Origin of the sequence: Paludisphaera sp. (assembly GCF_037189885.1) — a bacterium.
GTDB lineage: Bacteria > Planctomycetota > Planctomycetia > Isosphaerales > Isosphaeraceae > Paludisphaera.
In genome coordinates this window covers 1-24,603 of record NZ_JBBCIR010000075.1, presented here as the reverse complement: position 1 = coordinate 24,603, position 24,603 = coordinate 1, and the positions used below count along the sequence as shown (strand labels likewise).

General features: G+C 69.9%; 25 protein-coding genes. 20 read left to right on the top strand and 5 right to left on the bottom strand.

Going from position 1 to position 24,603, the window contains the following annotated elements; all coding sequences use genetic code 11:
* Positions 1–591: 591 nt before the first annotated feature.
* Positions 592–909, top strand: a complete 318-nt coding sequence (locus WG209_RS20335; RefSeq protein ID WP_337176924.1) for a hypothetical protein — start codon at positions 592–594, stop codon at positions 907–909.
* 103 nt (positions 910–1,012) lie between these two features.
* Positions 1,013–2,056, top strand: coding sequence for a helix-turn-helix domain-containing protein (locus WG209_RS20330; protein ID WP_337176923.1), 1,044 nt, complete (start codon positions 1,013–1,015; stop codon positions 2,054–2,056).
* Between the two features lie 160 nt (positions 2,057–2,216).
* On the opposite strand, the gene WG209_RS20325 is transcribed toward WG209_RS20330, so the two are convergent.
* Together WG209_RS20325 and WG209_RS20320 are read right to left on the bottom strand one after the other, a co-directional pair.
* Positions 2,217–3,743 (bottom strand): ParB N-terminal domain-containing protein, encoded by a 1,527-nt coding sequence (locus WG209_RS20325; protein WP_337176922.1) that lies wholly within the window; start codon positions 3,741–3,743, stop codon positions 2,217–2,219.
* 88 nt (positions 3,744–3,831) lie between these two features.
* Positions 3,832–4,989 carry a hypothetical protein gene (locus WG209_RS20320; RefSeq protein WP_337176921.1) on the bottom strand — a complete coding sequence of 386 codons (1,158 nt, stop codon included), beginning with the start codon at positions 4,987–4,989 and terminating at the stop codon, positions 3,832–3,834.
* 149 nt (positions 4,990–5,138) lie between these two features.
* Here WG209_RS20320 and WG209_RS20315 point away from each other — a divergent pair, with 149 nt between their 5' ends.
* The 4 genes from WG209_RS20315 (at position 5,139) to WG209_RS20300 (ending at position 9,276) form a co-directional block, all read left to right on the top strand.
* Positions 5,139–6,914, top strand: a complete 1,776-nt coding sequence (locus WG209_RS20315) for a hypothetical protein (RefSeq protein ID WP_337176920.1) — start codon at positions 5,139–5,141, stop codon at positions 6,912–6,914.
* A gap of 190 nt (positions 6,915–7,104) precedes the next feature.
* Entirely contained in the window at positions 7,105–7,440 is a 336-nt protein-coding gene (locus tag WG209_RS20310) for an RNA-binding protein (RefSeq protein WP_337176919.1), read from the top strand.
* 307 nt (positions 7,441–7,747) lie between these two features.
* Positions 7,748–8,722 carry a PmoA family protein gene (locus WG209_RS20305; RefSeq protein ID WP_337176918.1) on the top strand — a complete coding sequence of 325 codons (975 nt, stop codon included), beginning with the start codon at positions 7,748–7,750 and terminating at the stop codon, positions 8,720–8,722.
* Positions 8,723–8,871: 149 nt separating this feature from the next.
* Positions 8,872–9,276 carry a BlaI/MecI/CopY family transcriptional regulator gene (locus tag WG209_RS20300; RefSeq protein WP_337176917.1) on the top strand — a complete coding sequence of 135 codons (405 nt, stop codon included), beginning with the start codon at positions 8,872–8,874 and terminating at the stop codon, positions 9,274–9,276.
* Between the two features lie 61 nt (positions 9,277–9,337).
* Here the strand turns inward: WG209_RS20300 and WG209_RS20295 are convergent, their stop codons facing one another.
* The gene (locus tag WG209_RS20295; protein WP_337176916.1) at positions 9,338–9,925 is read right to left on the bottom strand and encodes a hypothetical protein; all 588 of its coding nucleotides are present in this window, start codon (positions 9,923–9,925) and stop codon (positions 9,338–9,340) included.
* A 332-nt stretch (positions 9,926–10,257) separates the two neighbouring features.
* Here WG209_RS20295 and WG209_RS20290 point away from each other — a divergent pair, with 332 nt between their 5' ends.
* The 3 genes from WG209_RS20290 (at position 10,258) to WG209_RS20280 (ending at position 13,731) form a co-directional block, all read left to right on the top strand.
* Positions 10,258–12,915, top strand: coding sequence for a right-handed parallel beta-helix repeat-containing protein (locus WG209_RS20290; RefSeq protein WP_337176915.1), 2,658 nt, complete (start codon positions 10,258–10,260; stop codon positions 12,913–12,915).
* Between the two features lie 185 nt (positions 12,916–13,100).
* A complete protein-coding gene (locus WG209_RS20285) occupies positions 13,101–13,523 on the top strand; it encodes a hypothetical protein (RefSeq protein WP_337176914.1) in 423 nt (140 codons plus the stop codon).
* A 79-nt stretch (positions 13,524–13,602) separates the two neighbouring features.
* Positions 13,603–13,731, top strand: coding sequence for a hypothetical protein (locus WG209_RS20280; RefSeq protein ID WP_337176913.1), 129 nt, complete (start codon positions 13,603–13,605; stop codon positions 13,729–13,731).
* Here WG209_RS20280 and WG209_RS20275 read toward each other — a convergent pair.
* The gene (locus WG209_RS20275) at positions 13,728–14,630 is read right to left on the bottom strand and encodes an acyltransferase (RefSeq protein WP_337176912.1); all 903 of its coding nucleotides are present in this window, start codon (positions 14,628–14,630) and stop codon (positions 13,728–13,730) included. The two genes, WG209_RS20280 and WG209_RS20275, sit on opposite strands and share 4 nt — an antisense overlap.
* Before the next feature lie 454 nt (positions 14,631–15,084).
* Here WG209_RS20275 and WG209_RS20270 point away from each other — a divergent pair, with 454 nt between their 5' ends.
* From WG209_RS20270 to WG209_RS20225, 10 genes are all read left to right on the top strand, one after another.
* A complete protein-coding gene (locus WG209_RS20270; RefSeq protein WP_337176911.1) occupies positions 15,085–16,374 on the top strand; it encodes an O-acetylhomoserine aminocarboxypropyltransferase/cysteine synthase family protein in 1,290 nt (429 codons plus the stop codon).
* A 211-nt stretch (positions 16,375–16,585) separates the two neighbouring features.
* On the top strand, positions 16,586–17,749 hold the full coding sequence (locus tag WG209_RS20265) for a homoserine O-acetyltransferase (protein WP_337176910.1): 1,164 nt from the start codon (positions 16,586–16,588) through the stop codon (positions 17,747–17,749).
* 56 nt (positions 17,750–17,805) lie between these two features.
* Positions 17,806–18,048, top strand: coding sequence for a DUF4160 domain-containing protein (locus WG209_RS20260; protein ID WP_337176909.1), 243 nt, complete (start codon positions 17,806–17,808; stop codon positions 18,046–18,048).
* A gap of 3 nt (positions 18,049–18,051) precedes the next feature.
* Positions 18,052–18,306: a DUF2442 domain-containing protein gene (locus tag WG209_RS20255; RefSeq protein WP_337176908.1), complete on the top strand. Its 255-nt coding sequence runs from the start codon at positions 18,052–18,054 to the stop codon at positions 18,304–18,306.
* A 32-nt stretch (positions 18,307–18,338) separates the two neighbouring features.
* Positions 18,339–18,536, top strand: a complete 198-nt coding sequence (locus tag WG209_RS20250; RefSeq protein WP_337176907.1) for a type II toxin-antitoxin system HicB family antitoxin — start codon at positions 18,339–18,341, stop codon at positions 18,534–18,536.
* 119 nt (positions 18,537–18,655) lie between these two features.
* Positions 18,656–18,997 (top strand): hypothetical protein, encoded by a 342-nt coding sequence (locus WG209_RS20245; protein ID WP_337176906.1) that lies wholly within the window; start codon positions 18,656–18,658, stop codon positions 18,995–18,997.
* A complete protein-coding gene (locus WG209_RS20240; RefSeq protein ID WP_337176905.1) occupies positions 18,994–19,500 on the top strand; it encodes a hypothetical protein in 507 nt (168 codons plus the stop codon). Before WG209_RS20245 ends, WG209_RS20240 begins: the two co-directional genes overlap by 4 nt.
* 722 nt (positions 19,501–20,222) lie before the next feature.
* Positions 20,223–21,035, top strand: coding sequence for a DUF1080 domain-containing protein (locus WG209_RS20235; RefSeq protein ID WP_337176904.1), 813 nt, complete (start codon positions 20,223–20,225; stop codon positions 21,033–21,035).
* Between the two features lie 294 nt (positions 21,036–21,329).
* Positions 21,330–21,587, top strand: coding sequence for a hypothetical protein (locus WG209_RS20230; protein ID WP_337176903.1), 258 nt, complete (start codon positions 21,330–21,332; stop codon positions 21,585–21,587).
* 54 nt (positions 21,588–21,641) lie between these two features.
* A complete protein-coding gene (locus tag WG209_RS20225; protein WP_337176902.1) occupies positions 21,642–22,787 on the top strand; it encodes a hypothetical protein in 1,146 nt (381 codons plus the stop codon).
* A gap of 9 nt (positions 22,788–22,796) precedes the next feature.
* Here WG209_RS20225 and WG209_RS20220 read toward each other — a convergent pair whose 3' ends face one another.
* Positions 22,797–23,873 (bottom strand): linear amide C-N hydrolase, encoded by a 1,077-nt coding sequence (locus tag WG209_RS20220; protein ID WP_337176901.1) that lies wholly within the window; start codon positions 23,871–23,873, stop codon positions 22,797–22,799.
* Between the two features lie 157 nt (positions 23,874–24,030).
* On the opposite strand from WG209_RS20220, the gene WG209_RS20215 reads away from it, so the two are divergent.
* A complete protein-coding gene (locus tag WG209_RS20215) occupies positions 24,031–24,327 on the top strand; it encodes a hypothetical protein (protein WP_337176900.1) in 297 nt (98 codons plus the stop codon).
* Positions 24,328–24,603 lie beyond the last annotated feature (276 nt).

The following is a 24,603-nucleotide window of genomic DNA, read 5'->3' as shown; positions in this document are numbered from 1 at the left end:
CGTCTCGCTGTCATTCACGATCGACCGGATTGTCAAAGATCGGCGACCTGACTTCGTAGCAAGGTCTTCGCTGACCTTCCTACGCCGCGTGTCGCCTTCGAGTTCGCCCCGCCGTCGACGATTTCGGCCGACCCGTCGTTGATGACCAGGTCGGCCGTGTGTTTGTCGTCGTGGCGTTGTCCGCTCGACAAGAGAGATAGTACCAGGATCGCGGCGAGGGTCAACGGTCCAGTGGGGAATGTTCTTGCAATTAGTCTCTAACGATCGTCATAGAAACGAGTTAGATCTCCGAGTTTTCCGTGGACTTTCTCGTAGCTCGCTCCATATGCCTCCCCCACGGGCCGGTTTTACCGGTTCCTCGGTCTCTGGACGGTCGGATTCTGGCCTCGACGATTGGACGACTGGCAATTTAGGGGTTCAGGAGCCGATAAGGGAATCTACGGAAGCCAGGGATTGGCTCCGAATCCTGAGGGAGTGGGATCGACCATGGGTGCTGCAGGACTATCGCACGCGAGGCGGTCGATCGGACGCCGGGGGAGGAGCGGCGGGCGGGCTGGGTTTACTCGGCCCGCCAGAACGGAGTGCCCCGCGATGACGACGGACGTCGACGAGGCGACCCAGGTCGACTGGGTCCAGAGCGTGCTGTTCGACCGCGGTTATCTGTCTCGGATCCGCGGCGAGGCCATCAAGGTTTACCTCGTGGTGATCGAAGCGGTGGGGGGCCTGCCCGACCGCAGCGTCACCATCAGCCTGAATCAGCTCACCGCCCGGACGCGGCTTTCGACCCCCACGGTCATCGACGGCCTCTCGCAATTGGAGCGGCTGGGGCTGGTCGTCTCCACGACGGGCCCCCGGGGGAAGGTGAAGACGTACTACGTCGCCGACCCGCCGACCCTGGACGCGAACTGAATCGCCCGCTCGCGCCCGCGCATGCGCACGCGAGGGGTTTTTGGGACGCGCCGCCGTCGGCGGGGCGTCGTCGCGCGAATTCGAGTCGAGGTGGCATCCGGCCATGGGATCGTACTTCTTCCGAGTCGAGCACGACCTGCTGCGGTCCGACGCCTTCCGGTCACTGGGAGGCTCCGCGATCAAGGTCTACCTCGTCATCGGGCTCTTCTCGGACTTCGGGACCGATTGGGGCTATCCCAGCACCCGGACCATCGCGCGCCAGGCGGGCCTGAGCCGCCAGACCGTGATCGACGCCATCCAGGAGCTGGTCGAGGCCGGGCTGCTGATCGCGAACAAGTCGCGGGGCAGGTCCACCGCGTACCGGGTGATCCGCCAGCCGGCCCCCGAGCGCCGGCCCACCGGCGACCGCGCCCTCCCGGTGGACAAGAAAACCAGGCCGGCCCCGAAAACCGGCCAAGATCTTTTAGATCCCGCCCCGAAAACCGGTCCAGAACCCTTAGTCGACCCCTCGAAAACCGGGCTATTTTCTTTAGTCGAGCCGGTCCAGAAGGTGGACCACGGCGGCCGCGAGGATGGGCCCAAACGAGAGACAGGATCAAAAGAAGACACAGCGTCGGCCCCGATCCCCGGGACGCCCTTCCGGCTGAGCCCCGACGGACGGCTCCTTGTTGCTGTGGATTTGCAGGAACTGTTGACGAATCAGGGACTCCCGGAGAATCTCGCGAGCCGCCTAGTTACGCAACGCGACCCGGAGGCGGTGGCGAAGGTGCTCCTCAACGCCTTCTACCTCCAAAGCCTAGGTAAGCTGCAAAACGGCCCCGGCTATATCCGCGCGGGGATCGAGGACGGGTATGACCTGCTCCCCCAGGTGGCGAATCGCCTGGAGAATCGACGCCGCGAGCTGGCGGAACGGCTGCGGCGGATCGAGCACGAGAAGCGGCAGGCGCGCGAGGTCGACTCGCTCGCGACCCAGGAAGCTGCCGTCTCGTACGTCCTCGAGAATCTTCATCCCGAGGAACTAGAACGGCTTACGGCCGTCGCCCTGGAGTCGCTCCCCGAGCCGGTCGTCCGCCGAAATCCCACGCTCTCCAACCCTTTCGTCCGCGGCAAGGTCTACGAGCTAGCGTGCGGCGATCCCGTCGACTGAGCCTCCCTCGACGACTTCCGAGTCGAGCCGAAAACGCGGTCCCCGGGGCCGCGTTTTTTCATGCGCGGCGGGGTCACGGATTGGCAGTCGTCACGGCATGCCAAAATGGCGGTCCAGGTGTTGCCGCGAACGGGAAGCCGCCGCTAGACGCTTGTGTTATCTAGTTGCCCACTTGCGTGATCCCGGATGCGGGATTTGCTGATTCGGGATGACGCTGGCGTGTCCCGCCCTCCGCCGGTTTGCGGAGGATCAGGAGGTCCCGGACCTGCCCCAGCAGGCGGCCTTCGACGCGGGCGCGGCGGACCTGCTGGGGGGTGTAGTCGCCGCTCATGGGGCAGCTGACCCGACGCTCGGGGAGGAAGCCGGCGGCCGTCGCGGCCTGGTAGCCGAGGAAGACGTGGTCGATGTAGCCGTGGCCGCGGGGGAGATCCTTCTCGGTTTGAGTCGCCAATAAAAGCGCGAATCGGCCGCCGGGCCTGAGGCCTATAAAAGCTGATTCGGCGAGTCCCCGGAGGAACTCGACCCAGGCTTCGAGGGGGGCGGAGGCGACGCCCTCACGGTGGTACTTCCGCGCCAGCATGGAGTGATACGGGGGGTCGCAGAAGACGAGGTCGCAGCCGAGGGCTTCGGGGGGGAGCCCGAGGCGGACGTCGAGCGGGGCGATGTCGGGGCGGACGGGGTCGAGGTCATAGGCGAGGCAGCGGCGGTTCATGGCGGTCGCCACGTCCAGGGTGGTGCCGCCGCCGGCCATGGGGTCGACGACCAGGTCGCCCGGGTCGGTGAAGTAATGGAGCGCGTGGGCGACGAGGTCCGGGGGGATGGAGCCGGGATGGGGGACGCCGAAGGCCCGATCGTGGCGGAACGACCAGACGTCGTAGGGGGTGGGGCGGAAGTCGCGGGCGTACTTGTCGCGCCGTCGGAGATCCTTGTAGGCCGCGTGGATGGTCTTGGTCTCCGCGTCGAGCTGCGCGACCCCGGCGATGGCGCGGGGGTCCCCCTCGCGAGCCTTGGACCAGATCGCGCGGGCCTGGCGATACAAGTCCTTGCCCCCCAGGCCGATGCGGTCGGCAATGGCGACGTCGGTGCGACCGACCCCGGCGACGCGCCCCCCCCTCCCCCGCCCCTCGTCGCCCGGAGCGTCGGAATTCCGACGCTCGGCGTCGTCCCGCCAGGAAGGATGATCGCCGAAGGGGATGGTGCGCGGGCCGATGGTGGGGGCGTCGGGAAGTGGGGCCTTGCGGAGATTCGCGCGGCTGCGGGATTTGGCCTCGGCGGAGAGGAGCCCTTCCAGGGCGTCGGCCTCACGCATGAGCTGGCTGAAGGTCTTGCGACGCTGGCGGTTATGCTCCAGGACGACTCGGCGTCGCTCGTCGTCCGAATCGAACTCGCGGACAACGCAGGGGACGCGGTCCATCCCTAGCTCGATCGCCGCGGCGAGCCGGCGGTGTCCCGAGACGACCTCCCATCGCCCTCGCCCCAATCCGGGCGCGACGATCAGCGGCTCCAGGATGCCGTGTTCGGCGATGCTAGCGACCAGGTCGGCGACGCGGCCGGTGGAATCGCCGTAAATTGCGACGCTGAATAGGTTCCGATCGAGCGACCGGACGTCCATCAGGGCGTGCGGCGGCTCGGCGGGGAGTGCCGGGCCGGGGATCGGGGCCGTGGCCCGTCGCGCGGCGGTGGGCATGGGGGACGTCCTTGTCCGGTGATGTCGATCCTGGGGATTTCGCCGGCAATCTAGCAGAGCGGGGCGGGGCTGTCGAGGAGAGTGGGCGTCAGCGGCGGTCCAGGTACTCGCGGAGGGCTTCCCGGACGTCGGGCAGGTCGCGACTGCGGAGGTCGGCGGACAGGTCCATGATCGAGCCCCACGCGCGTCCGGCCTCGGCGATCGCGCGCAGGGCGGCGACCTGGCGGTCGTCCAGCGATTCGATCGGGCGGTAGGGCGGGTCGCCGAAGCGGAGGCCGATCAGCGCCCCGAGGCGATGGAGCGGCCCGGGGGGCGGGGCCGGGGGCCGGCGGGGGGCCGGGAGGACCCGGTCCAGGAGGTCGGCGGCGAGGCTGGCCGCGTGGTAGTGCTCGACCAGCCCGACGCCCGCGATCATCGCGGGGACGGCCAGCGCGTCGTCCATCCGCTCGATGGCCTGGCGGGTCATCTCGATGGCCTCCACGGGGGCCCAGGGTTGGTCCGCGAGCAGGTCGTCCAGCGGTTGCGGGTCCGCGAACGCCGACGCGACCCGCGCGACCGTCTCGGCCGGCGTCCGCTGGCGGAGGATCTCGGCTATGGCGACGGCGGCGGCCCAGCCGATCGGGCCGTCGGCCGGGATCGCGCGGAGGAACGCGACGTCGGCCTCGCGACCCAGGGTGCCCAGGCGGAGAGTCAGGTTGAACCGCTCGGATTCGTCGGGTCGGGCGGCGAAGGCGGATCGAAGCGCCTGGGCCGCCTCGTCGGCCCGGCCGACGCACGCGCCGAGCGCATGGGCGGCGGCCATCCGGATTCGCCGGTCTCGCGCCTCCAGCAGCCGGATGTACTCCGGGACGCCCGCCTCGACGGCTTCAAGCGTGGCGCGGACCCACGACCGTTCGCGGCCGAGTTTCTCGTGGAAGCCGAGCGTCGAAGCGAGGTCCGGGATGACATCTTGGTGGACGTCCAGGTAGGACGAGCCGGTCGCCAACTCGCCCAGGAGGCAGAGGACCCCGGCCCGATCCGCCGTGGAGTCGTCGGCGAGGAGTTCGATCAGGAACGGGACGGCGTGGGCCGACGCCTCGTAGACCGTCCCCTGGTGGCAGATGTTCCCGAACAGAGCGTGGAGGGCCTCGGCCCGCGCGTCGGGATCGGACGACGCGAGCGCGCGGAGCTGGTCCGGGACGTCCGTCGCCGGCCCGTAGGCGTGGCCGAGCGCCTTCCAGTCGATCGCGTCGAGGCCTTCGAGCACGGTTCGAACCTCCGTGGGCGCGGCCAGTGTCGACGACACGGGTCGCGCGGGCAACCCGGCGACGCCTCGACTGGACGCGGATCGCCTGGAATCATTGCATGGAGTTGGCCCATCAGATCGATCCCGCCACCACGAAGGAGGCCCGGCCCATGGGCACAAGTGTCGAGTTCTCGACCGATCCTGGCCGCATCGCCGCGCTCCGGGCGGAGGGGGAGTCGCGGCGGCCGGTCGACGCGCTGGAGCGGTTCTTCAGGGAACTGCCGGAGATGTTCGGGCTGAAGGAGGCCCATCGGGAGCTGCTGCGGGAGCGTCGGCGGGAGGCGGTGCCCCGGCTGCTGGAGGTTGCGGCGCGGGAACTGGCGACGACCGTGGCGGGGACGGCGGCGATCCGGGCCCTGTGCGCGCTGGAGGAGCCGGCCGTCCTGCCGATCGCCCGCGAGGCGCTGCGGGACGCGAAGGCGACGTGGCGGCATTCCCTCATGAGCGGCGACGTCGGGTTCCTGGCGACCGACGCCGAGATTCGCCGGATGCTCCTGGAGGGGCTGGATTCGCCCGATCGGATCGTGGCGGAAAGGGCCGTGCAGGAGTGCGGCGTCCTGGCGATACCCGGGGCCGTGGAACGGTTCGCGGAGTTAATCCACCGGCCGGACGCCCCGGATCGTCCCCGGCTGGCGTTCTGGCTCGGCGCGCTCGATCCCACGCCCGAGAACGTGGCGGCGATCGAGGCGGCGTGGCTCGACCACTCGACGAACGGGCTCGATGACTACTGGTTCCTCACGGGGCTGTCGCGCGCGATCGAAGGAGGGGGGTCGCCCGAGGGCCGTCGCGCGGCGGTCGGGGTCTTGTCGCGCCGGTTCGGGGAGGTCCGCGACGGCGAGCGGGCGCGGAGCTTCACGGCCACGGTCGGCTCCGCCCTGGACGCCCTGCGGCGGGCCGCGCCGGAGGACCATCGGTGCGTCGAGATCGCGCTCGACATGCTCGGGGAGCGTGGCCCGGTCGTCCTGGGCAAGGAGGGGGCGCGGGACGCGCTGAACGTGATCGCCGCGGGGGATCCCCCCCTGCACCGCGCGACGGTCCTGGAGATGCTCCCGCGACGCGACGCGTTCCCCCTCGCCGCGGCCGAGTCGCTGGGGAGGGCGTATGAGGGGACCGGCGACGCCGAGGTCGTCGCGGCGATCCTGGCCGCCCGGGCCCAGCACGGCGCGAACGGGACGTTCGACGAGGCGCTCGCCAGGATCGGCGGCGCGGAGGCCGTCGCGGCGGTCGAGGGCCGGGTGGGCGACGAGCCTTCGATGGACCGGATGCGGCTCCTCTGGCGGACTCGGGGACTCGACCCCCAGTCCGCGCTGGACCGGCTGGCGGCCCTCGGCGTTTTGAGCGACGCCGACGGTCTGGCCCAGGCCGCCGCGCGGTCGCTCCGGGAGAATTGGCCCGATTGCGAGCCCGAGCCGGCCGACGTCTTCCTGGACACCCTGCCCCGCGCCGGGATCATGGTCGTCCTGGGCGGCGAAACCGACATGGTCCCGCCGCGCCACGACAACCTGATCCTCGGCCTGACCCAGGCGACCCGGGGGAGGTTTGTCGTCGAGGCCGCCCGCGAGTCGTGGAACCTGCCGCCGGGCGTGTCCGAGGAGGACGTCCACGACCACGAATCGGTCGATGGCTCGGATTACACCGTGGAGTTCCTGCACGACGGCCGCGTCGTCGCGTTCCACGCGAAGTACCTCGGCGATTGGCGCGACGTCGACGCCCTGGCCGTCGCGATGAACGAGGCGCTCCGCGAGTCGGGCCGCGACGAGCGATTTCACCCCCTGATGGACCCCGACCAGGCCGCCTTCCTGCTCGTCGCGCCCACGATCGCCGACCTCCTGCGTCGGGAATTCTTCGCCCCGATCGACGGGCCGGCGCGGGCCCGAGGTGGGTAGTCGGGACGGGCCGGGGGACAAAATTTGGATCTTCTCGATTTTGTTCCTTGCATGTGTCCGGATTTCGGTATACTTGGGACGGTCGGGCCGAGCGTTGCTCCGCTCGTCGTCCGATCGAGTCCGCCCTGGGCTCACCTTTCTTCTCGGCCCGGAAAGCGCAAAGCGGGCCGCCCACGCCTCGGAGCCGATCTTGGCCAAGAAGCTTTACGTCGGGAACCTGACCTACAACATCGTCGACGCCGACCTCCAGGAGCTGTTCTCCGCCTACGGCGGCGTCCTCAGCGCCCAGGTCATCATCGACCGGGACACCAATCGCTCCAAGGGCTTCGGCTTCGTCGAGATGGAAACCGACGAAGGGGCCCAGGAAGCCATCGCGGCCCTCAACGGGCACAACTACGATGGCCGCAACCTCACCGTTAACGAAGCCAAGCCTCGCGAGCCCCGCTCCGGCGGCGGTGGCGGCTATGGCGGCGGCGGTGGTCGCGGTGGCTACGGCGGCGGGGGCGGCGGCGGTCGCCGCTATTGACCCGCCCGGCCGGCGTACCGCGCCCGGCCCCTCATTCCGGAACGCGTCCGCTTGATCGGACGCCGTCGCCCCTCCCCCACCCACGCGGGGGCGGGGCGAACCTTTGCGCCGACCGACGGCATCGGTCGGCCGCCTGGTCGCCCTCGCGGCGACGATCATGAAAACGACGCGCCCGCGGGCCTCCTCCGGCCCGACGGCCCCCGCGCGCTCCTCGACGACCCGGGTGGATGGGGGTATCCTCGGCGATAACTTCCACCATCTTGGACTCGGCCGAGGCCGAGGCCTCGCCCCGCCGGAGGTCGTCGCCATGGGTCGCAGGGGATTCCTCGTCGTCGCATCGCACCTCGCGTGGCTTCTCGTCGGGACGGCCGGCGGTGACGAAGGGCTGCCGGACGCGAAGCCCGTCCCCAGGTGCCAGGTGCTGCCGCTGCCGGGCGGTCAGGCGTCGTTCGAAGTCGACGGCCGCGAGGTCGCCCGGTACTGGTTCGACGCGCGGCAAACGCGCCCGTTCGTCTACCCGCTGGTGGGGCCCTCGGGGCGGTCGCTGACCCGGATGGGGCACCCGCGCGACCCGATGGGGCACGCGCACCACGATTCGTTCTGGGTCTCACACCAGAGCGTGAACGGCCGGAATTACTGGGAGAACGGCGAGTCGGCCCGAATCGTCCCGCGCCGGGTGGTCCGATACGACGACGGCGACGCCGAGGCCGCGATGATCGTCGAGAACGACTGGGTCGGTGCCGACGGCCTCCTCGACCTACGCGACCGCCGCCGCATGGCCGTCCGGCCGCTCAAGGACGGCGAATGGCTGCTCATCCTGGACCTCCAACTGGAGGTCCCCGGCGACGCCCCGGTCGTGCTGGGCGAGACGGCGTTCGGGCCCGTGGGCGTCCGGATGGCGAAGACCATCGGCGTGAACGACGGCGGCGGCCGGATCCGGAACTCCGAGGGGGACGAGGGCGAGCAGGGCCCGGACGGCTGCTTCCGCAAGCCCGCCCGCTGGGTCGACTACTCCGGCCCCATCGCCCGCGACGCCGCCGAGGGGATCGCGCTGCTGGACCACCCGGCCAACTTCGGCCACCCCACCCCCTTCCACGTCCGCGGCGACGGCTGGATGGGCGCCAGCCCGACGCTCGGCGGCCCCAGGACGATCCGGCCCGGCGCCCCCCTGCTCCTCCGCTACGGCCTGTACGTCCACCGCGGCGTCCCCTCCCGCGAGGCCATCGACGCCGTCTGGTCCGAGTTCGCCCGCGACACGCCCCAGCCCGTCCCAGCGAAGTGACCGCGGGGCTCCGGTTGACATCTACCGGCGGTCCAGTACGATGCGAGCCGTTGATACTGGTCGGACAGTAGATTGGCCCGTCGGCCAGGACCACGGGGCGTCCCGTAGGTCGCGCCGGCGGGCTACGGGTCGAGACGTAGGAGACCGCGATGTCCGAATCGCCGCCGACGCCGAGGGAGTTGGAGGCGCTGAAGGCCCTGTGGCGCGGGGGCCCCGCGACCGTGCGCGAGGTCCACGAGGCCATGGGGGCGAGGGAGGAGGGCCTGGCGTACACCACGGTGCTCAGCCTGCTCCAGACGATGGAGAAGAAGGGGCTGGTCGGCCACGAGCCGGCGGGGAGGGCCTACGCCTACTTCGCCCGGGTCCGCCGCGACGCCGTCCTGGGCCTCCTGGCCGGGCGCTTCCTGGACGACGTCTTCGACGGCTCGCTGGGCGAATGCGTCGCCCTCGCGCTGCGGTCGCGCAAGCCCGCGCCGGCCGACCTGGAGGCGATCGAGCGGGCCGTCGCCGAGGCCCGCGAGGTCGCCCGGGGTCGGAAAGGGGGGGCGCGATGATCGGGATCGACGCGGGCGGGGCGGGTCATGCCTCCCCGGTCCCGCCGCGGTCGTCAGGCCGTCAGGCCCCGGCCCTCGCCTTGCGACGACGGAAGTGGCCCAGGGCCAGCGCGCAGGCGATCCCGCCCGAGATCAGCGACGACGGCTCCGGGACCGCGGCGGGCGCGAAGGTGAAGGCGATGGCCGACGACGAGGTACCACTGATCCGGGCATCGACACCGGCGTAGTTGATTTGGACTTCGTTCCCGTTCAGCAGGGTGACCGAGATGGGGGAGAACTCGCTGGAGCCGTCCACGGTGGCCGAGAGGATGGTCGGCCCGGAGAGCACCCTCAGGATAAACCCATTGAAATTGCCCGAGCTGAAGATCGTGCCCCCGTCCGGGAGGGTCAAGACGAGCCGGTCGTCGGTGATGTCCGCCTGGATCCCTGAATTGTAGCCGGCATAGGATCCGGGTCCATACTCCACGCCCGCCGAGACCACCACGTCGCCGGGATCGACATAGAGGTTGGTCGTCTCCGGAAAATAGGCCGAGACATTCACCGTGGAGCCCATCAGGCCGGCGGTCGCGGGCCGCGAGGCCCCGAGCATCAGCGTCAGCCCCAGCAACGCCGCGATCACGAGCCGCTTGGACATGCATTGCATCATCATCGATCCTCCCCCTGTCATCGGGCGGGATGCCCCGAGAGCCCCCAATGGACTTCGATCATCCTCGACCGGGTTACGAAAGGTTGTACTAATTTTGATCTAAACGATGTATTTCGTGGTGCGAAAATGAATCGTGGTGGGCGCTTTTGGTGATTCGTGGAGACTCTGGCCGCGGCCCCGGCATCCCGACGGCGGCGAAGGGGGACGCGGCCTCGCTCCGTCCCGAACGAGCGGGTCCTATGGGAGGGGCGCGGGGCGCGTTAGAGTCGCGGCAAGGGCCGTCCCGGGGCGTCGACGCCGGCGCGGGGGGCCCGGCCGCGATGGAGGACCTCCCGATGACCCTTCGCCGAACCTTCCCGACCGCCCTGGGGGCCTGGCTCGCCGCGACGGCCGCATGGGCCCAGGCCGAGGTGGTGAGCGTCGCCCCCGACGGCCGGATCGCCTCGCTCCGGCAGGCGCGCGACCATGTCCGGGAGCTTCGCAAGGGGGCGAACGGCGAGCGGGAGCCCGTCACGGTCCGGTTCGCCGCCGGGATGTATCGGGTGACCGAGCCCGTCGCGTTCGGCCCCGAGGACGGCGGCGTCGTCTATGAGGCCGAGCCCGGCGCGACGGTCGTCCTCGACGGCGGCCGCGAGATCGTCGGTCTCTCCGCCGCCCCCGACGGCCTCTGGACGGCCAGGATCCCCGAGGCCGCCGCCGGCGGCAAGCCGTTCGAACAGCTCTACGTCAACGGCCGTCGCGCCACGCGGGCGCGGACGCCCAACGAGGGGTTCTTCTACATCCGCAAGCCGCTCGCCAGGGCCGTCGACCCCGCGACGGGGGAGGAGGGCCCGGCGACCAATCGCGCGTTCGTGGCGGATCGCCGCGACCTGGAGGCGTTCGCGGGGCTCTCGGCCGACCAGCTCAAGGACGCCAACGTCGTCGTCCATCACTCGTGGGAGGTCTCGCGGCACCGCGTCGCCTCGGTCGACGCCGAGACGGGCAACGTCGTCCTCACCGGCCCGGCGCCCTGGCCCTTCCTGCAATGGGGCGCGAATCAGCGCTATTATGTCGAGAACGTCCGGTCGGCCCTCGACCGGCCCGGCGAATGGTTCCTCGACCGCGACGGCACGCTCTACTACAGGCCCCTGCCCGGCGAGGAGATCGGCAAGGCCCGCGTCGTCGCGCCGGTCGCCGAGGCGTTCATAACCATCCAGGGCGATCCCGACGGGGGCTCGCTGGTGGAGGACCTGACCTTCCGCGGCCTGACGTTCCGGCACTCGGCCTATTCGCTGCCGCCCCAGGGGCAGGGCGACCCCCAGGCCGCCGTGAACATCCCGGCCGTCGTCATGGTCGACGGGGCGAGGCGAGTGGCGCTGGAGGGCTGCCGGATCGAGCACGCCGGGATCTACGGCGTCTGGTTCCGTCGCGGCTGCTCGGACAGCAAGGTCGAGCGTTGCGCCCTGGTGGACCTGGGGGCGGGGGGAGTGCGGATCGGCGAGACCGGGATGCCGGCGAAGCCGGAGCACGCGACCGGCGGGATCACCGTCGACGACTGCATCATCCGGGGATACGGCCGCTGGTTCCCCGGCGCGATCGGCGTGTGGATCGGCCAGTCCAGCGACAACGCGATCACGCACAACGACATCGCCGACGGTTATTACACAGCCGTATCCGTCGGCTGGTCGTGGGGTTACAATGAGACCGCCTGCAAGCGCAATACCATCGAGTACAATCGCCTGCACCACATCGGCCGCAACCTCCTGAGCGACATGGGGGGCGTCTACACGCTGGGGCTCTCCCAGGGGACCAGCGTCAGCCACAACGTCATCCACGACGTCGATTCGTACAACAAGGCCGGCGCGGGGGGCTGGGGCCTGTACAACGACGAGGGCTCCACCGGCATCGTCCTGGAGGGAAACCTCGTCTGGAACACCACGACCGGGAGCTACCACCAGCACTACGGCCGCGAGAACGTCGTGCGCAATAACATCCTGGCCTTCAGCAAATACGGCCAGGTGATGCGCAGTCGCGCGGAGGACCACCTGTCGTTCACGCTGGAGAATAACATCATCTACTGGCGGGGCGGCCCGCTGCTGACCGGCAACTGGTCCGACCACAAGAACTACCGCCTGGATTCGAACCTCTATTACGAGGCCTCGGGCGCCCCGGTGGAGTTCCCCGGCGGCCTGTCGCTGGAGGCGTGGCGGGAGGCGACGGGTCAGGACGAGCATTCCAGGGTCGCCGACCCGAAGTTCGTGGACGCGGCGAACCATGATTTCCGGCTCCAGCCGGGAAGCCCGGCGGCGTCGGTGGGGTTCAAGCCGTTCGACGCCTCGAAGGCCGGCGTGCGAGGCGAGGGCCCGTGGCGGGCCGAGGCCGACGCCCCCCTGCCCGACTCCCCCCCCGCGCCGAGCCCGCCGCCGCTGTCGGTCTCGGAAGGCTTCGAGGGCGACGCGCCGGGCGAGCCGGGCTACACACCGGCTTCCGCCACCCTCTCGCACGGCGGCCGTCCCGAGTTGTCGGCCGTGACCGAGGAGACGGCGGCGTCGGGCCGTCGCGCCCTGAAGCTCGCGGACGCGGCCGGCCTGGCCAACGGGTTCGACCCGCATTTCTACTTCTCGCCGCGCTACGGCGAGGGCCTGGCGACCTGCTCGTTCGCGATCCGGGTGGAGCCGGGGGCCGTCTTCTACCACGAGTGGCGCGACGGCTCGTCCCCGTACCGGGTCGGCCCGAGCCTCTGGTTCCGCGACGGCAAGCTGTTCGCCGGCGACCGCGCCGTGGCCGACGTGCCGGCCGGGAAATGGCTGCGCGTGCGGGTGTCGACGCGGCTGGGCGTCCACCGGCCGACCTGGGACCTGGCCGTCGAAATCCCCGGCGTGGAGCCCGTCAAGCTGACCGGCCTTCCCGTCGCCCCCGGGCTGAAAACCGTCGACTGGGTCGGCTTCGTCAGCCCCGCCGAACGCCCGACGGCCGTCTACCTGGACGACCTGGAGTTGGACGTCCGGCCATAATCCGGCCGCGCAGGGCGGCGGAACCGGAAGAAAAAAGCGAGTTCCGCCGGCGTCGACTTGCGACGGACTCGTCGAATCGGTATGTTGCCCTGCGAGTCATGTCGCGCGGGGGCGGGAGTCGCCCGGGTTCGAGAGCCGAAGTCGGTCGGTCGCGGGTTCCGCCCATCGTCCGGAATGGGGCCGCCATGTCGCCTTCATCCATTTACCGCGGGCCGAAAGCGGGAGCGGGGATCCTCCTCGCCCTCGTGGCCTGGCTGGCGCTCGCGCCGGCGGCGGGGGCGCACTGCGGCTCGCGGGCGATGTCGGGGGCCTCGGCGTCGCTCGACCCGTCGGCGGGGCTGGAGGTCGTGGCGCTGGGGGCCGAATCGTCCCCCCTCGACCCGCCCCCGACGCCCGCTTGCGAGGGCGCTTCCTGCTCGGGACGCGCGCCGGCGCCCCTGCCCGGCCGCGGCTTCGAGACCATCCCCTCCCGGGGCGACGGCATGGCCGAGGCCGTCGCGACCGCCCATCCCCCCGCCTCGTCGCGGCGGCCCCGGGTCGTCGACGAGACGCTCGACGACCCCCGCGCGCCCTCGGGGATCTTCCATCCCCCCCGACGCCCTTCCTGATCGAAGCCCACTCTTCCCGACCCATGCCCATCCCGCGCGCGTCGCACGCGCCGCGCGTCCGGACGCGAGGAGATCGATCATGAAGAACGCGATGAAGCTCGGCTCGTTCGAGGCCCTCTTGCTCCCGACCGACGACGCCTTCACCCGCCTGGGGACGCTGGGGGTCGTCGGCGGCGGCCTGCTGGCGCTGGCCTCGATGATGTTCTAGACCAGGCGCCGCAGGGGGGTCCGCGAGAGCGCCCAGGCCGCCGCGAAGGAGAGCGCGACGACCGCCAGGGCCTGGGCGGTCGGCGGCAGGTCGGGCGTCGGCAGGCGGTTGAAGGCGAAGTAGATCGCCCGGTGGACGACCATGTGGATGAGGTAGACCCCCATGGCCAGCCCGGCGGCGTCGGTCAGCCAGCGCGGCGGGTCGAACCGCCAACTCGCCGCCGCCGCCACCAGGATCATCGCCATCCCGTACCGCGCCGCCAGGTCGTCGCCCAGGCCGACGGCGACCGCGGCGCAGGCCGTGGCGGTCGACGTCGCGAGGAGGGCCACCCCCCGGCCGCTCCCGCGGCGCGTCGCGGTCCCGACGGCCAGCCCCAGGAACACCGCGGGGATCGCCCGCAGCCACTGCGGCCAGGGCGTCCCGGCGTCGTCCCGGTATGACCCGTCCAGGGCCACGGCCACCAGCGCCGCGAGGGCCACGGTCGCGGCCAGGGCGCACGTCCCCGCCGCCGGCAGCCCCTCGGTGAGCCGCCGCGCCGCGTCGACGGCCAGGATCATCACGAAGGCGAAGGGCAAGTACCAGAGATGGACCGACGCCCCCGTCACGAGCACCCGCGGCCCCAGCTCCTGGACGACGGACGTGCCGAGCCGCCAGTAGATGGCGGCGTCGACGGCCCCGTAGACCGCGCACCAGAACGCCCAGGGGGCCAGGAGCCGGATCGCCGACCGGCGGGCCTGCTCCGCCAGCGGCCGGGGCTCGCGGCGGCCCGCCGCCAGGGCCGCCGAGATGATCGTGAGCGCCGGCAGCCTCCAGGCCGTGTACCGGGAGCCCGGCGCCCCGGCGTGGAACGCGACGATCGCCGCCAGCGCGACCAGCCGGAGGACGTCGAATCCCGCCATCCGCGGCCTGGCCGCGAGATCGCCCGCGTGATCGCGCCGACCCGCGGCGACCGCCGCCGGGCGCGATATCTCCTCGATGCACCTCACGTGTCGGCCCTCGCTCGTCGATTCCGTTCAACGTCGTGTGAAGGGGCGCCGTCGCCGCTCGCCTCCGCGCCGGCCTCCTCTGTCTATCATGGAATTGGGCGTCGCGCCAACCGCTCGCGGCCCGATTTCGCCCCATCGCGCGCAAATTCGTTTCTGTGATCGCAAGCATGCCCGGGGGGCCGCGTGGCCGCCGGGCGCGGGCTTTCCGGCCGGTCCGGTCTGGCGTCGGCGGGGGCGTTGGGCTCTAATTCATGATCCAGCGGACGGCCCGACCGACGCGCGCGTCGCGGCCCGGGCCCGTCCCAGCGAAACCGAACAGCCCCGCGCCCGGCCCCGCGCCGGCGCCCGTCCCGCACCCGGTCGACCCATGAAACTTGAGACGATCTGCATCCACGGCGGCGCCGGCCCCGACCCCTCCACGCAGGCTCGCGGCGTGCCGCTGCATCGCACCACGTCCTACGTCTTCAAGGACACCGAGCACGCCCAGAACCTGTTCGCGCTCAAGGAGCTGGGGAACATCTACACCCGGCTCATGAACCCCACGACCGACGTGCTGGAGAAGCGGGTCGCGCTGCTGGAAGGGGCCCCGGAGCCGGGGGGCCTGGCGGTCGCCTCGGGGATGTCGGCCATCTTCCAGTCGATCATCAACCTGGCCCAGGCCGGCGACAACATCGTCTCGGCCCGGAACCTCTACGGCGGCACCTTCACCCAGTTCAACGACTCGCTCCCGCCGCTGGGCATCCAAACGAAGTTCGTCGACTCGACCGACCCGGACAACTACGCCAGGGCGATCGACGACAAGACCCGCGCCCTGTTCTGCGAGTCCGTCTCGAACCCGGCGCTCGAGGTGACCGACCTGGAGGCCGTCGCCAAGGTCGCCCACGACCACGGCCTGCCGCTGGTCGTCGACTCCACGTTCTCCACCCCGTTCCTCTGCCGCCCGTTCGACCACGGCGCCGACGTCGTCGTCCACGCGCTGACGAAGTGGATGGGGGGGCACGGCACGGCCATCGGCGGCATCGTGATCGATTCCGGCCGGTTCAACTGGGCCGCCGGCAAGCACCCGCTGTACACCACGCCGGACACCAGCTACCACGGCATCCGCTGGGGGATCGACCTCCCCGAGCCGCTCGCCCCGCTGGCGTACATCCTGCGCATGCGGACCGTCCCGCTGCGCAACCTGGGGGGCTGCATCTCGCCGGACAACTCCTGGATGTTCCTCCAGGGGATCGAGACGCTGCCGCTGCGGATGGAGCGCCACTGCCAGAACGCCCTGGCCGTCGCCAAGCACCTGAGCGCCCACGACCGGGTCGACTGGGTCCGCTATCCCGGCCTGGAAGGCGACCCGATGCACGACCTCAACAAGAAGTACCTCAAGGGCAAGGGGGGCGCGATGGTCGTCTTCGGCATCCGCGGCGGCGCGGCGGCCGGGTCGAAGTTCATCGAGTCGCTCAAGCTCTTCTCCCACCTGGCGAACGTCGGCGACGCCAAGAGCCTGGCCATCCACCCGGCCACCACGACCCACGCCCAGCTCACCGAGGAGCAGCAGCGCGCGGGGGGCATCACCCCCGACCTCGTCCGGCTGTCCGTCGGGATCGAGCACGTCGACGACATCCTCGCCGACATCGACCAGGCGCTGGCGTCCGCCACGGCCTGAGGCCGGCGCGGCCGCGAGGCGGAAACTCGCCCCCCTCCCCCCGGAGGGGGTGCCCAAAGGGCTGGGGGCGTCGGGCCGTGGGATGGCGGCGGCCCATGACGGCGCGAGCGTCGGCCCCTCCGCGCCCCGACGACCCTCACCCGCCTCCGCGCGGCGCCCCTCCCGCCGGGGGGCCGCCGGCCGAGCCGGAGTCCTCCAGACCCGCGACCCCATGAGCCAAGACTCCGAGACGCAGACCCGGTTCTTCGAGTTCGACGACCCGGCGGACCCCCTGCCCCTGTGCGTGGGGCCGCCGATGCCGCGGTTCACGCTGGCCTACGAGATGTACGGCCGGATGAACGCGGACCGCTCGAACGTCGTCCTGCTGTACCACGCCATGACCGGCTGCCAGCACGCCGCCGGCCGCAACCCCCACGTCCCGGGGCTCGACGGCCGCTGGACCGAGGAGATGCACGAGGGCTGGTGGGACCCCTTCATCGGCCCCGGCAAGGCGCTCGACACCGACAAGTTCTGCGTCGTCTGCGCCAACTTCCTCGGCGGCTGCTACGGCTCCACCGGCCCGGCCTCGATCAACCCGGCCACCGGCCTGCCCTGGGGCTCGACGTTCCCCGTCCTGCGGATGCGCGACATCGTCGAATCCCAGATGAGGCTGCTGGACCACCTGGGGGTCCGGAAGCTCCACGCCGTCGTCGGCCCGTCCATCGGCGGGTTCCTGGCGCTGGTGACCGCCGCCGCCCACCCCGAGCGCGTCCACTTCGTCGTCGCCATCGGCACCGGCATCGAGACGACCATCGACCAGCGGCTCCTGAACTTCGAGCAGGTCACGGCCATCGAGGCCGACCCCTACTTCCGAGGCGGCGACTACTACGCCGGCGCGAGGCCCGACGTCGGCCTGGCGCTGGCCCGTCGCATCGCCCACAAGACGTTCATCTCACCCGACGCGCTGCGCATGCGCGCCCGGAACGAGGTCGTCAGCCAGAAGCCCCCCCACGGCTGGTACGAGATGAACCACCCGGTCGAGTCGTACATGCTCCACCAGGGGCAGAAGTTCGTGAAGCGGTTCGACGCCAACACCTACCTGCGCATCCTCGACGCCTGGCAGTGGTTCGACCTCGTGAAGGAGACCGGCGCGAAGGACCTCCGCGACGTCTTCCGCCGCTGCCGCGGCCAGGAGTTCCTGGTCTTCAGCATCGACAACGACCACACCTTCGACCGCAAGCAGCAAGAGAAGCTCGTCCGCCCCCTCAAGGTCGCCGAGGTCCCCTTCCTCTGGCTCACCGTCCACTCCGACAAGGGCCACGACGCCTTCCTCCTGGAGCCCCGCCTCTTCACCCCCCACATCCAGGAGATGCTCGACCACCGCGGCGCGGGCTGATTTGCGACCCGTCGCCGCGCCGGCTACGATGAAGGCTGAAATCGTGGGGGCCGATCATGCCGACCGTGTTGCGATCCGGACCGTATCGGGCCTACTTCTATAGTCATGACCTGATGGAGCCGCCGCACGTCCACGTCGACCGGGACGATCGGTCCGCCAAGTTCTGGATCGACCCCGTGTCGCTGGCCCGGAATCTCGGTTTCAAGCCGAGCGAACTCCGGACGATCGAGCGGCTGCTCGCCGACAATCAACCGGTGTTGATGGCGGCCTGGCGGGCCCACCTGGGCGGGGAGGCATGAGGCATGAGTCCTGGCGAGAAGATCGTGGATGTCGCGGTGACCGAGGACGAGTTGAGGGTCGACCTGCTCGACGGCCGCACGGTGACCGTGCCCCTCGCCTGGTATCCTCGCCTCCTCCACGCGAGCCCGGAGCAGCGGGCGAACTGGAAGATCGCCGGTGGAGGATACGGCATCCATTGGCCGGACGTTGACGAGGACTTGAGTTCGGAGGGCATCCTCCGTGGGGCACCCGCCCCGAGGCAACCCGCTCGGGCTTGACCGCCGCGATGGACCGAACCCGGGAGGTCCGCATGATCTACAAGGTCGCGCTTCACCGATCCGAGGAAGGTTACAGCGTCTCGTTGCCCGGCCTCCCGGGGTGCTGCTCCCAGGGGGAGACTGAAGCCGAGGCGCTGGAGAACATCGCCGAGGCTATTCGCGAGTACCTCGAAGTGGCTCCCGAGTTGGCCGCCAAGGCTGAGGTGCGCGAGGTCGAGGTTTCCGTGTAGCCATGCGCAAATTCCCGGGCGTCGGCCACATCTCCCAACTTGCGGCACCGGGTTTTCCATCTGAATCGAGAAATGCTTGACCACCGCGACGAGGGATTAACCCGCCAGGAGATGCGACCGTGGCCACCGTCCAGTTCGATCGAGATCGCATGGCAAGACGGTACGTCTCCTTAAACCGCGATCTCGATCCGGGAATCCGGAAGATTCTCTATCTTCCCAAGGACGCGCCGGATCGTGAGATCCGCATCCTCGTGGTCAACGACCTCCTCGCCGAGATGAATGACGCGCTGCTTCAGCCTGTCGTTTTCGGCTTCAACCTCGAATCCGAGGAGGAGCACAGGCTGCTCATGCTCGACGTGACGCCTTCCCAATGGGAGGCCATCAATCGCGGCGAGATTCCACTACCCGAAGGATGGACGCTTGAGCAAGCCGACGACTTCGACCCGGAGCCGGCGCGGTGAATCCACACCAGGAGAAGTGGTGGAAACAGGCCCGCTCCGACCTCCGCGTCTTTAGATTGCTTCGCCGAAGCGGGGTCGAGCCGTGTCATCAGCTCCATTACCTCCAGATGGCCACGGAGAAGCTCACCAAGGCATACCTCTGGCGTGGTGGGGGCCCGCCACAGAGATCTCACGCCGGATTCGTCAACTTCTTGAGGAAGCTCGGCCTCGTCGAGGACCAGCGACGCGAGGCCCTCGCCTCAGCCCTGGATTTTCGCAATTTCAGTCAGCTTCGCGGATGGATTCAGGGTGTCATCCCTTTGGCTCACGAGCTAGAACGATTGGCTCCCGCCCTGGCCCAGAATGGCCCGAATCCCGAATATCCCTGGCCTCACGACGCGCCAGTTGAGTACCCGGCCGACTATGAATTCACCCTTTGGACGCGGCTGCTCGGGACGGCGTCCGGCCGCCGGTTCCTGACGGTCGTCGAGGTCGCCATCGATAAGTTTCCCATGTACGCCTGATTTTTCGTCGGCTTGAGATCGGCCCGACGGCCCGAAGCCGCTCGGGAGTATTCCCGCCCTCTTGGCGGCGCGGGGCCGCCGGTCTCCCGCGTCGGACTGCAAGAGGCTTCGCCATGGCTCGCGACTTCCTGGCGTACTGGAAGCCTTCGACGCTGGACTGGGAACTGGAGTCGGGTGGGCCGTTGGAGCATGCGGCCAGCAACCAGACGCCCGCTTCGAGGTCGGCGACACGGTTTGGCTCGTTTCAATTATCGAGGGCCGCCTGAGGCTCATCGGGCGGATCGTCGTCGGGGTGATTACCGATCAGGCCGGGGCTGCTCGAGCCCTGGGTAGGGCAAACCTCTGGCCAGCTAAGTGCCACATTCTGGCACCGCCGGGCGCGGCCCATGAGATATCCAGCCTGGATGTTCACCACCTCGCTCAGGAACTTCGGTTCGACAGCCCCAGTGGTAAAGATCGATTGACTTGCGACGACGACGGCTTGGTGAATTCCCAGCAACTCCAAACCATGCGCGTCCTGTCGCCGGATTCCGCCGCCTTGCTCCAAGCCATCGTCGAGGGTGCCGTCTGATCGCGCCCAGCCGCCGTTCCGAACGATGCGCGGGTGGTTCGTCGCGGGAAGGTTCTTGCCGTCGCGGCGCGGGTCGACGATCCTCGAAGGCTGAAGTCCGCCGCCCTCCGCATATTCGGGGGGGCATCAACCGCCCGGAGTCCCGCCCGCCATGACGACCCGCCGCCCCCTCCTGGCCCTCGCCGCGACGCTGTTCGCGGGGGCCTCGGCCCTGAGTTGCTTCGCCATGCTCGACGAGAAGGATAAGAAGCCCGGATTCCGGGACACCCCGTTCCTCCCCGGCGACAAGTGGCGCGTCCACGACGCCGACCGCCCCCACCCGCCGGTCGTCACGCCGGGGGCGAAGGCGGGCGACGCCCCGTCGGACGCCGTCGTCCTGTTCGACGGCACGGATCTCTCGAAGTGGCGCGGCGACCACGGCGACCCGGCGTGGGACGTCGTCGACGGCGCCATCGTCGTCAAGGGGGGCTCCGGCTCGCTCACCTCCCGCGAGGAGTTCGGCGACGCCCAGATCCACCTCGAATGGGCCGCCCCCAACCCGCCGAGCGGCGCCGATCAGGGACGCGGCAACAGCGGCATCCTCATCTTCGGCCGCTACGAGATCCAGATCCTCGACAACTTCGACAACCCCACCTACGCCGACGGCCACGCCGGCGCGGTCTACGGCCAGCACCCGCCGCTGGTCAACGCCGTGCGGCCCCCGGGCGAGTGGCAGAGCTACGACATCCTCTTCACCGCGCCGAGGTTCAAGGACGACGGCACGGTCGAGACCCCGGCCTACGTCACCGTGCTGGTCAACGGCGTCGTCGTCCAGAACCACGCCGAGATCATCGGCTCCGTCGCCTGGCGCGACCTCGCCCGCTACCAGAAGCACGGCCCCAAGGGCCCCATCCTCCTGCAAGACCACGGCAACCCCGTCCGCTTCCGCAACATCTGGGTCCGCCCCATCGGCCAGGAGAGCTAAAGCCCATGTGGCCCCAGGCCTCGCCGCCGAGACCGTGGCGCGTCACCGGGAGGTCGCTCCTACGCGGCCTCCTGTTCATGTGCCTCTGGGGCGCGAGCATGGGGATCGCGGAGGCCATCCTGGAGGGCGTCCTGGGTCGTTCACCCGTGCCGTCCTGGATTCGCGCGCCCCGTCTTTCTCGCCATCGGCTGGGCCGTCGGCATGAAGCTGATCATGGTCCCGATCGATGGGTCGAAACCAAAGCCGTCGGCCGACCTCCTGGCCTGACCGAAACCCGTTCGAGGAGCCGAATCCATGGCGATCGATCACGCGTCGAACCCCGCCGCCGAAGGGTCGTTCGGCCGCGCCATGTTGTTCGTGACCCTCTGGCTGCTGGCCTGCGCCGCGGTCGTCGTGGCGCTGGATGTGATCCTCGGCCCCTCGTCGCGGCGGTACGCGGGGGGGGCGTTCGTCTGGGTCGGCTTGCTCGGCGGCTTCGTCATCGCGAGGCTGGCATGGACCCCGACCGGGACCCGGGCGAAGGAGACGCCGAAGGATGACCCCCTGGCGTGACGGCCGGCCGGCCATCCTCGGGCGTGGAGGCGAAACGACCTCGGAGGGGGCAACGTGGACGGGCCGACGATCTCTCGCCGCGACTTCGAAGCCCAGCGTGCTCGGCGCTTCGGCGCGTCCAACCCGGAGCGCATGGACCTGCCGTTCTGGCTCGCGATGGTCCATGGGCTCGAGGAGGCCCGGCTCCGGCGATGGGAACGGCGGGAGCCGGAGGGTCTCGGCTATTACCCGACGTCCGTACGCCGGTACTTCGGCGATGAGGATTACTCGAACGGCCCGATCTGGAACTTCGTCCGGATGGGATCGACCCGCACGCCGCATCCGGACGGCCGGTTGATCTGCGTCGCCGGCGAGCACGAGGATCATTACGACCCCGACTTCTGCATCTACAACGACGTGGTGGTCCTGGACCTGGACGGCTCCATCCAGATATTCGGCTACCCCAGGGACGTCTTCCCACCCACCGACTTCCACACCGCCAGCCTGTGCGGCGAACGCCTGATCCTGATCGGCTCCCTGGGCTATCCCGAGGAGCGTCGACCGGGGGTGACGCCGGTCTTCGCCCTCCACCTGGACGACTACCGCGTCGAGCCGCTCCCCTCCCACGGCGATGCGCCCGGCTGGATCTGGAACCACGAGGCGGAGCTGTCGCACGGCGTCGTCACGATCCGGGGCGGCGAGGTCTGGTCGTCGAAGGGAGAGAACGATCCGAGGATCTGGCGCAACTTCGACGACTTCGCCTACGAGGTGAAGACCGGGCGCTGGACCCGCCTGACGCGCCGCCCCTGGCGGCAGTACAAGATCCGCGACGCGGGCGGGAAGAAGTTCGAGCGAGGGCCATGCTTCCCGGACTGCCGCCCCGCCGACGACGAGCCCTGGAAGCGGGACGACGAGGAGGCCGCGGGACCGCCGCCCGACGACCCGATCCTGGACGTCTCCCCGGACTCCCTGCGGCCGACGAGCTTCCGCTGGGAGTTGCTCAGCGCCTGGGACGAGCAGCCATTCGACGAGGTCGTCAGGCGTGGGGATCGTCTGCTGGTTGAAGGGGTCCCGACGTCGATCAATCTGGACCTCTTCGCCATCGAGATCGTGATCGAAGGCGACATGGACGAGGCGCTGGCCGACGCGATCGTCCGGGACATTCGCGAGAACGTCGAGGAGGAAGTCGGCCGGCCGTGCCTCGTCGAGAAGTACGATTGAGCCGCGAGGTCACTCCCCCGCGCCGGCCAGCGGCGTGAACGGCTCGCTGTCGCGGAGTTCGGAGGAGGCCTCGCCGCTGTAGGTCTCGCCGCCGGAGAGGGCCAGCTTCTTGACGGGCGCGCCCTCGGAGAAATCCAGGGCCGACAGCGAGATCCAGAAGACGGTGGGGCTGACGGCCGAGTCGATGTAGACCGTCCGGTTCTTCAGGTCGTGGATCGACCGCCAGAGGGTGCTGGCGATGTTCGGCTCGCCCGGCGTCGTGATGCCCAGCGGGACGGAGACGCTCCGGATCACGCTGGTCGTCGCCGCGATCGCCTGGCGGTCGTCGGCGATCTCCGGGATCGCCTCCAGGTAGTACGAGGCGCGGACGAACCGGTCCGCGGCGCGGTGGGTGCCGGGGAGCATCGCCTCGCCGCCGATCTCCTTCCAGTAGGCGTCGATGGCGAGCTGCTTGTCGAACGTCGGCGAGTTCGTCATCACCCGGTACTGGCGGCCGTGGTGGATCGCCAGCTTGCCGTCGACGTACTCGAAGACGGCCGTGTCGCCCGTCGGGTCGGTGATCGCCAGGTGCCCCGTCGCCGGGCTGCCGTTGGGCAACGTCGGCGCGACGATGACGAACGGCTCGGCCCGGAGCGCCTCGACGGCCTCGGCCACGGTCGCGTACCGGTCCAGGACGTACTGCGCCCACTGGCTGATGCAGAGCGTGGGCTTCGTGCCGTCGGGCTTGCCGTAGTCGGACTCGGCCAGGTAGAGGATGTTGGCGACGAGCCCCTCCTCGTTCATGCCGTCGACGGCGGCGACGTCATAGATCGTGCCGACGACGCTGCCGTATCGGCTCGTCCAGGCGATCGAATTCGCCCCCGCCGCGCCGTCGCGCGCCATCCCGCGCGGGAAGACATGGAAGTTCGAACGCGTGTCCTCCATCCAGTCCATCGACCGCGCCACGATCACGCCGCCCCCCGGCCCGAGGTAGACGCACCGCGAGCAGGCGCGGGCCTCATGCCCGATGAAGCCGACGCCCCCGACCACCGCCGCGAGGGCGACAAGTGCCGTCTTCCACTTCCCCATGATCGTCGCTACTCCCATGCTTTTCGAATCCGCGAGGCGTCCCGGAATCAACAGTAGGACGCGGATGGGGAGAAGCCGATGATATCGTGAGGTAGTGGATTGTTTCGGACGGTCCCGCCTGCGATACTCGCCGGCCATCGCATCTCGGCCGAGCGTCTCATGTCCGGAGCCGACCATGGTACTGACCTGGAAGAAGACGTTGGCGGTATGGTGGAGCGTTTGCTGGCGAGGCGCCCTCGTGGGTGTCCTGCTGGGGGGCCTCTTCGGGGGCGTGATGGGGGCCATCCTGGGCGCCCAGGGCTATCCGCCCGAGCGAATCCAGGTATTTGCCGCCCTGGCCGGCTACGTCGCCAGCATCATCGCCTCGTTCATCGCCTTCAAGCTGGGCCTCCAGAAGCATCTCGCGTCGCTCGTCGCGGGCGAAGGCCTGGTCGCCGCCGAGCCGACGGAGAAAACTTTCTCGGAACCATGAAATCCGACGCCCCGCGCGGCGGATCATGCCTCCGGCACGCCGCGCGTGCGGCTCCTTGACAATTCGCGATCGGGAAAAGCCGCCGGGAGAGGCGTCTTCTTGAAAGCATCGGGAAGCAATCGCGCCTCCCCTCTGCCCTCGTGGCGCTCCTTCGATAACGACGTCCCGGAGAGGTCCATCCCCCCTTCTCCCCTCGTCGGAGAAGGTGCCCCGGGGGGGCGGATGAGGGGGCGCGCGACCGGGGGCCGATGGAGGGTCTTTTTGTGGTGCGGCCGT